The sequence below is a fragment of the uncultured Boseongicola sp. genome (assembly GCF_937988555.1).
Taxonomy (GTDB): domain Bacteria; phylum Pseudomonadota; class Alphaproteobacteria; order Rhodobacterales; family Rhodobacteraceae; genus Boseongicola.
On the sequence record NZ_CALJXO010000143.1, the window covers coordinates 1 to 6,743 of the forward strand.

General features: G+C 59.2%; 9 protein-coding genes. 5 read left to right on the plus strand and 4 right to left on the minus strand.

The genetic code is table 11. The features are described from left to right. The 3 genes from Q1B15_RS07635 to Q1B15_RS07645 form a co-directional block, all read left to right on the plus strand. Positions 1 to 515, plus strand: a 515-nt coding sequence (locus tag Q1B15_RS07635; RefSeq protein WP_299752483.1) for an aldehyde dehydrogenase family protein, incomplete at its 5' end; no start/stop codon positions are given. 1 nt (position 516) lies between these two features. Further along, positions 517 to 1,662 carry an iron-containing alcohol dehydrogenase gene (locus Q1B15_RS07640; RefSeq protein WP_299752486.1) on the plus strand — a complete coding sequence of 382 codons (1,146 nt, stop codon included), beginning with the start codon at positions 517 to 519 and terminating at the stop codon, positions 1,660 to 1,662. A gap of 93 nt (positions 1,663 to 1,755) precedes the next feature. Further along, complete coding sequence (locus Q1B15_RS07645) at positions 1,756 to 2,424, plus strand: ureidoglycolate lyase (RefSeq protein ID WP_299752489.1); 669 nt, start codon at positions 1,756 to 1,758, stop codon at positions 2,422 to 2,424. A 91-nt stretch (positions 2,425 to 2,515) separates the two neighbouring features. Here the strand turns inward: Q1B15_RS07645 and Q1B15_RS07650 are convergent, their stop codons facing one another. After that, the gene (locus tag Q1B15_RS07650) at positions 2,516 to 3,265 is read right to left on the minus strand and encodes a DUF1013 domain-containing protein (RefSeq protein ID WP_299752492.1); all 750 of its coding nucleotides are present in this window, start codon (positions 3,263 to 3,265) and stop codon (positions 2,516 to 2,518) included. A 122-nt stretch (positions 3,266 to 3,387) separates the two neighbouring features. Between Q1B15_RS07650 and Q1B15_RS07655 the strand changes: the two genes are divergently transcribed. Next, entirely contained in the window at positions 3,388 to 4,017 is a 630-nt protein-coding gene (locus Q1B15_RS07655) for a ribonuclease T2 (protein ID WP_299752495.1), read from the plus strand. A 12-nt stretch (positions 4,018 to 4,029) separates the two neighbouring features. On the opposite strand, the gene Q1B15_RS07660 is transcribed toward Q1B15_RS07655, so the two are convergent. Genes Q1B15_RS07660 through Q1B15_RS07670 form a run of 3 tightly spaced genes read right to left on the minus strand, consistent with a single transcriptional unit; the run spans position 4,030 to position 6,553 of the window. Next, positions 4,030 to 4,857 carry an aldo/keto reductase gene (locus tag Q1B15_RS07660; protein ID WP_299752498.1) on the minus strand — a complete coding sequence of 276 codons (828 nt, stop codon included), beginning with the start codon at positions 4,855 to 4,857 and terminating at the stop codon, positions 4,030 to 4,032. Continuing rightward, on the minus strand, positions 4,854 to 5,849 hold the full coding sequence (locus Q1B15_RS07665; RefSeq protein ID WP_299752501.1) for an NAD(P)H-quinone oxidoreductase: 996 nt from the start codon (positions 5,847 to 5,849) through the stop codon (positions 4,854 to 4,856). Before Q1B15_RS07665 ends, Q1B15_RS07660 begins: the two co-directional genes overlap by 4 nt. A gap of 14 nt (positions 5,850 to 5,863) precedes the next feature. Further along, the gene (locus Q1B15_RS07670) at positions 5,864 to 6,553 is read right to left on the minus strand and encodes a COQ9 family protein (protein ID WP_299752504.1); all 690 of its coding nucleotides are present in this window, start codon (positions 6,551 to 6,553) and stop codon (positions 5,864 to 5,866) included. Between the two features lie 112 nt (positions 6,554 to 6,665). Here Q1B15_RS07670 and rpsU point away from each other — a divergent pair. Then, a partial coding sequence (rpsU, locus tag Q1B15_RS07675) for a 30S ribosomal protein S21 (RefSeq protein WP_299752507.1) occupies positions 6,666 to 6,743 on the plus strand: 78 nt, incomplete at its 3' end.

Consider the following 6,743-nt stretch of genomic DNA (forward strand, 5'->3'; position numbering starts at 1 on the left):
AGGCGCTGAAGCTTGGCAACCCGCTTGACCCAGAAACGACGCTCGGGCCGATGGCGAACCAGCGCTTTGCCGATGTGGTGCGTGGACAGGTAGCCGATGCTGTGAGGGACGGCGCGACTGCGCATGTGCCACAAAAGGCGGCAGATGATGGCGTGGGCCCCTATGTGACGCCTCAGGTGCTGACGGGCGTCACCCATGACATGCGGGTGATGCGCGAAGAGACGTTCGGACCGGTGGTAGGGATCATGCCCGTCGGGGATGATTTCGAGGCCGTGCGCCTGATGAACGACACCAATTTCGGGCTGACGGCGAGCGTTTGGACAAAGGATGCGCACGCCGCTGAACGGATCGGTGATCTTATCGAAACCGGCACCGTGTTCATGAACCGCTGCGATTATCTGGACCCGGCGCTGTGCTGGACAGGATGCAAGGACACCGGGCGTGGCGCGGGGCTCTCAACACTGGCCTATCAATCTTTGACGCGGCCGAAATCTTATCATTTGCGGAAGAACTGATATGAAATTGACTGGCAACTGGTCCTATCCGACCGCGATCCGCTTCGGCGCAGGCCGCATTGCTGAGATTGGCGGCGCCTGCATGGCCGCTGGCATCACCCGCCCCCTTCTGATCACGGACCGTGGCCTTGCGACGATGGATATCACGGCAAGGACTCTGGATTTTCTGGAGGCCGAAGCCTTTGGGCGCGCGATGTTTTCGCGGGTTGATGCGAACCCGACAGATATGAACGTGAACGACGGCTTGCAGGTCTACCGCGAGGGCGGCTTTGACGGGGTAATTGCTTTCGGCGGCGGCTCGGGATTGGATCTGGCGAAAACCATCGCCTTTATGGCAGGGCAAACCCGCCCCTTGTGGGATTTCGAGGATGTGGGCGACTGGTGGACCCGCGCTGATCCGGCGGGCATCCATCCGATTGTCGCTGTGCCGACCACCGCTGGCACCGGGTCAGAGGTCGGGCGCGCGTCGATCATCACCAACACGGAGCTTCGCGAAAAGAAGATCATTTTTCACCCCAAAATGCTGCCAAGCGTCGTCATCTGCGACCCCGAACTGACGGTGGGCATGCCGCAATTTATCACGGCAGGGACAGGCCTTGATGCTTTTGCCCATTGTGTCGAGGCCTATTCCAGCCCGCTTTATCACCCGATGAGCCAGGGCATTGCCCTGGAAGGGATGAAGCTGGTGATCGACAACCTGGCGCGGGCTTATGCGGACGGCGGCGATATCGATGCACGGGCCAACTTGATGAGCGCGGCGGCGATGGGGGCGACAGCGTTTCAGAAGGGCCTTGGGGCGATCCACGCGATTAGTCATCCAGTCGGCGCGGTGCATCATACGCACCACGGAACGACCAATGCAGTCTGTATGCCCGAAGTGCTGAAATTCAACGCAGATGCGATCCGTACCCGGTTCGATCTCGCGGCGGGGTACCTGGGGATTGAGGGTGGCTTTGAAGGCTTTCGCGCCTTTGTGGACGAATTCAACGACAGTTTTGGCATCCCAAAAACGCTGACCGACCTTGGAGTGACGGACCCGGATATCGAGGCCCTTGTGGATGCGGCGTTACGCGATCCGTCGACGGGCGGAAATCCGGTCGAGATGACGCGGGCCAACACCCGGACGCTGCTGGAGGCGATGCTTTAGGCAGCGGGTGGCAGAGAGTGACGACGCATTGGCACTCCGCGCGCTCTTTCGGTGTGTGGTGCGCACCGAGGCTATTCTAATTGAGAGGCTGACATGACCCAATCATCCCCAAACTACATATTCGATGCGTCGGAAAAGCCATCCCTTGCGCAATTCGACGTGCCGCTGATTGTTGCGACAAAAGACAGCGTCAAGGCGTATGGCTGCCTCGTAAACAATCCTGATACGTTTGACATCGAAATCGTGCGTTGGCCTGCACAGGGCTGGCGGCCGATCGACGAAGGCACCGGCGACGAGGGTGGATTTGTCGAAGGCGTCTTTCACGGAAACTGGAAGGGCGATGTCTTGTACGGCTCGAATGAAGCGGTGAACGGGAACTATGTTCTAGGCTGGTCTACGGATCCGCAAAAAGCCTCGGTCGAAGCCGCCACTTGCCCAAGGGAAAAGGTCCTTTTGTGGCATATGAATTACCACCCGGACGGTGGGCAGATGTTTTTTCCTCTGGAACAAAAGCCGTTTGTGGTTCCAGTTGCATTGCCCGGTGATGATCTTGCACCTGAGAAGGTCATCGCATTCTGGTGCGATGGATCGACGGGGCTGTATATCAATCCTGGCATTTGGCACGAGGGGATTTTTCCGGTTGAGGACAACCAGAGATTTCTGGACCGGCAAGGTCGCGTCCACGCGCGTGTCAGCTGTGACGTAGGACAGGAGTTCGGCGTTTACCTTTCGGTTCCTCTTTCTCAGAATGTTGCGCGATAACGTGGTGAACTGCGTCCGCAGGAAGGCTTTGCCAAAAAAAAGGCCCCCAGTCGTAATTGACTGAGGGCCTATTGGCAGCCGAGGGAACTTTTTACGACTTTTCGTCGTCACCGTCTTCATCGTTGTCGGGCAGATTGAACAAACTGTCCGCGTCGAGGTGGTCACTCTTTTTCTCGTCTTTGACATGATCCGAAAGCGTGAACGTTTCAAGCCCGGAAATGGCAGTCGGGATTTTTGGCTCGTCGGGCATGCCAAGCGATTGCTCGGTCGAAACCAGCTTGCGACGCTCGTCATCGGACATGACGCCGCCTTCTTTGGCTTTTTTCAGGTTGGCTTTCTGAACCGCCGCGTCAAGTTCGGACTGCTTGGTCAGACCGAGCGCGACCGGGTCAACGGGCTGAATGTTCGAGATGTTCCAGTGCGTGCGCTCACGGAGCGACAGGATCGTCGGCTTCGTGGTACCAACAAGCTTCGAGATCTGACCGTCTGTTAATTCCGGATGGAATTTCACAAGCCAGAGGATCGCCGCCGGGCGGTCCTGACGCTTGGACAAAGGCGTATAGCGCGGGCCGCGGCGCTTTTCTTCGCCAAGAGCAGCCGCGTTATATTTCAGCTTGAGCGCGTGGGCCGGGCTTTTCTCGGCCGCGTCGATCTCTTCCTGCGTCAGCTGGTTGTTCGCGATGGGATCAAACCCCTTCACTCCCTGCGCTACGTCTCCATCGGCGATGCCCTGCACTTCAAGCTCGTGCAGATCGCAGAAATCGGCCACCTGTTTGAAGGTGATCGTTGTATTATCAACCAGCCAGACGGCGGTCGCTTTGGCCATGATCGGTTTGTTCACGAACGTTTCTCCTGACACATCTTTCCCACGCCGCGAAATCAGGCGGTCCGGGTGGACCAGGTCGTCGATTTCGGGGAAGTTGGCAGGGACATAGTCTCGTTTTCGTCCGGAGGGAAGAGCAAATGCGTTGGGTCTTGATGTGGGTGATGTCGGCGGGGTTTGCTTTTGCCGACGGTGAGCGGGCGGGCGAGTTTGATTATTATGTGTTGGCCTTAAGCTGGTCGCCGACGTGGTGCGCGCTCGAGGGGGATGACCGGGGGTCCCCGCAATGCAATGACACAGCTGCCTTCGGCTGGGTGCTGCATGGGCTTTGGCCGCAGTTCGAACAGGGTTGGCCGAGTTATTGCAACACGTCCGAGCGTAATCCGTCGCGGCGGGAAACGGCGGCGATGGCGGATATTATGGGATCCGGCGGGTCAGCCTGGCATCAGTGGAACAAGCACGGGCGCTGTTCGGGGCTATCGTCGCGGGATTTTTATGCATTGGCACGCAAGGCTTACGGGAGCGTTCAGAGACCGGACGTGTTTCGTCGTTTGACGCGAGCGGTTGAGGTGCCGGCGTCGGTGGTTGAAGCTGCGTTTTTGGAGGACAACGCCCGGCTGTCGCCGGATGGTTTGACGATAACCTGCAAGGCGGGACGCATTCACGAAGCGCGGATTTGTCTGACCCATGATCTGGAACCGCGAGCCTGTTCTGGGTCTGTGGCGCGGGACTGCACGATGCAGGACGCGCTGTTTTTACCTATTCGCTAGGCCGTCTGGTCGCTAGCCGGCAATATCCCAATCAGGCGCCCAAAGCGGGCTGACACGGCGGTCGTCGTTCATCTGATCGAGGGCTTCGGTGTCGCCCGGGCTAAGCGAAATATCAGCCGCGCGAAAGTTTTGCTCGATCCGGGTGGTGTTCGACGAAGACGGAATCGCGATGTGGCCTTTGCCCAAAAGCCATGAAAGCGCAATCTGTGCGGCGGTAGCGCCATATTTGGCCGCGATGCGTTCCAGTTCGCAACCTGATGAGGCAGCCCCTTTGGCGAGCGGCAGGTAAGCCGTCATCGGGATGCCTGCGTTTTGGCAGTGCGTGACGATAGGTTCGTTGTGGAACATCACGTTCACTTCACACTGGTTCGTGGCAATTTCGGAGGTTCCGATGGCGGCGATGGCCTCGTCGATGTGACGCCTGGTGAAGTTCGACACACCGATATTGCGCGTCAGGCCTTCTGCTTTGAGGGAGACGATTTCCTCCATGTACTGCTGAAGCGGAACCTCGTCATCCGGGGATGGCCAGTGGATCAAAAGAAGGTCGACATACCCCATTCCGAGGCGTTCCAGAGAAGCCTCGGTTGAGGCGCGGACCTTGCCCGCACCAAGCTGGTCGTACCAGACTTTCGTTGTGACGAAGAGGTCGTCGCGGGAAGCGGACGATCCGCGCAGAGCCTGGCCGACTTCAACTTCGTTTTCATAGAATGCGGCAGTGTCGAAGTGGCGATAACCAACGTTCACCGCATGGTCGACGCATCTGAGGCACTCGTCGCCTTTGCGCTTGAAGGTGCCGTAGCCAAGGGCTGGGATAACGCCGTATGTGGGGATGAGGGTCATGAGGTGGCTCCTTCGTTGACGGACATGACGATTTTGCCGATGTGATCGGCCTCCAGGGCGGTGTGGGCAGCAGCGGCATCTGCCAGCGGGAAGGCACGATCTATGACGGGGCGGATGCGGCCCGCGTCGAGAAGCGGCCAGACTTTGGCGCGCAGGTCTTCAGCAATCGCAGCTTTGGCAGCGACGGATTGCGGGCGAAGTGTGGTGCCACCGATGGTGAGGCGACGGACCATTATTTCAGCGAAGTTAAGTTCGACCTTTGGGCCGTCGAGGAAGGCGATCATTTGCAGACGGCCACCGGTTTTCAGCGACTTGATGTTGCGCGGAATGTAGCTGCCGCCAACCATGTCGAGGATAAGATCGGCCCGGCCTGCCTCCGTCATCACTGTGACGAAATCTTCATCGCGATAGTTGATACCACGCTCAGCGCCGAGGGATTCGCAGGCCTTGACCTTTTCGTATGATCCGGCGCTTGCAAACACGCGGGCACCGAAGCGGTGGGCAAGCTGGATCGCCGTCGTGCCAATGCCGGACGTGCCGCCGTGAACGAGGAAGGTTTGACCCGCTTTCAGCCCCCCCGCCATGAACACGTTGGACCAGACGGTGAAGAAGGTTTCGGGCAGGCAGGCGGCTTGTTCAAGGGGCATGCCCGACGGGATCGGTAGGCAGTGGCTGGCGGGGGTGGTGACGTATTCGGCGTAGCCCCCACCGGGAAGAAGAGCGCAGACGGCGTCACCTTCGCGCAAGGCCGCCACGCCGGGGCCGATGGCGCTAATGTGGCCCGAGGCCTCAAGGCCCGGAAGATCAGAGGCACCGGGTGGCGGCGCATAGCTGCCCGAGCGTTGCAGGGCGTCGGGACGGTTGACGCCGGCGTAGGCGACCCGGATCAGGACTTCGCCCACACCGGGCGCGGGGATCGGGCGCTCGCAAAGGGTCAGGACCTCGGGGCCGCCGAGGGTACTGATTTCGATCGCGCGCATTGTGGTGTTCATAAAGGTCACCTGCCTTAGTTTACGGGCCTGTTCCAGCGGCCCGGAAGATCAGTACGCGGCGACAAATCAGGGGCTTTCACCTTGCTGAAGATCACGTCCTGCAAGGACATGAACGGCTTGGCGAGCGGGGTCTTCTTGAAGCTTGCCTTGGCTTTTTCAATTTGCATCACGTTGTCGATGCGCCGGTCGATGAAGTCAGACGTATTGGCAGCCATCGGGCTGTCATCGCCAAGCCAATACAGCACGGTCGAGGCCCAGACGCCCGAAAGCGTCGCGCGCTTTGTATACCAATTCACATCGTTGGAGGTATCGCCAAGCGCGGTCCAGACCTTGTCAGCCGTCTCCCAGATAAGTTTGGCGCCCTCGACGGCGTTATGTGGCAGAGCGAAAAGGGCAGAAGCACGGCGGACGGCTTCGCGGTCATCCATCGCTTCGACGCGCAGCTTCAGGGCGGTCGCGACCTTATCGCGAAAGCGCATTTCAGCCATGTTGGAGGCCTTCATGGCGGCAACCATCGCCGCGTCACCACGGCGGTGGTAGGCGATCGCAAGGTCCATCGCCCCGCGTGGACAGATCGTATCCGCAAGCGCCTTTTCCATCCCAAGATCAGCGATGGCAGCATGAAAGCTGACGTCGGACCAGCCGTCGAACGGCACATGCGGGAGGATGGCGTCAAGAAGCTGTGCGCGGATGGTTTCGGTCATCGTTTGGTCCCCTTTTGACGTGGTCGGTATTGTGGACAAGTTAGGCCGCCCATGCTAAATCGCCACCTCCTGCAATTCTGCAACTCTAACTTAGAAAGGTGGTGACAACCACATGCAGGTCAGTGTTCGCGACAACAATGTCGATCAGGCGCTTCGTGCCCTGAAGAAAAAGCTGCAGCGTGAGGGCGTT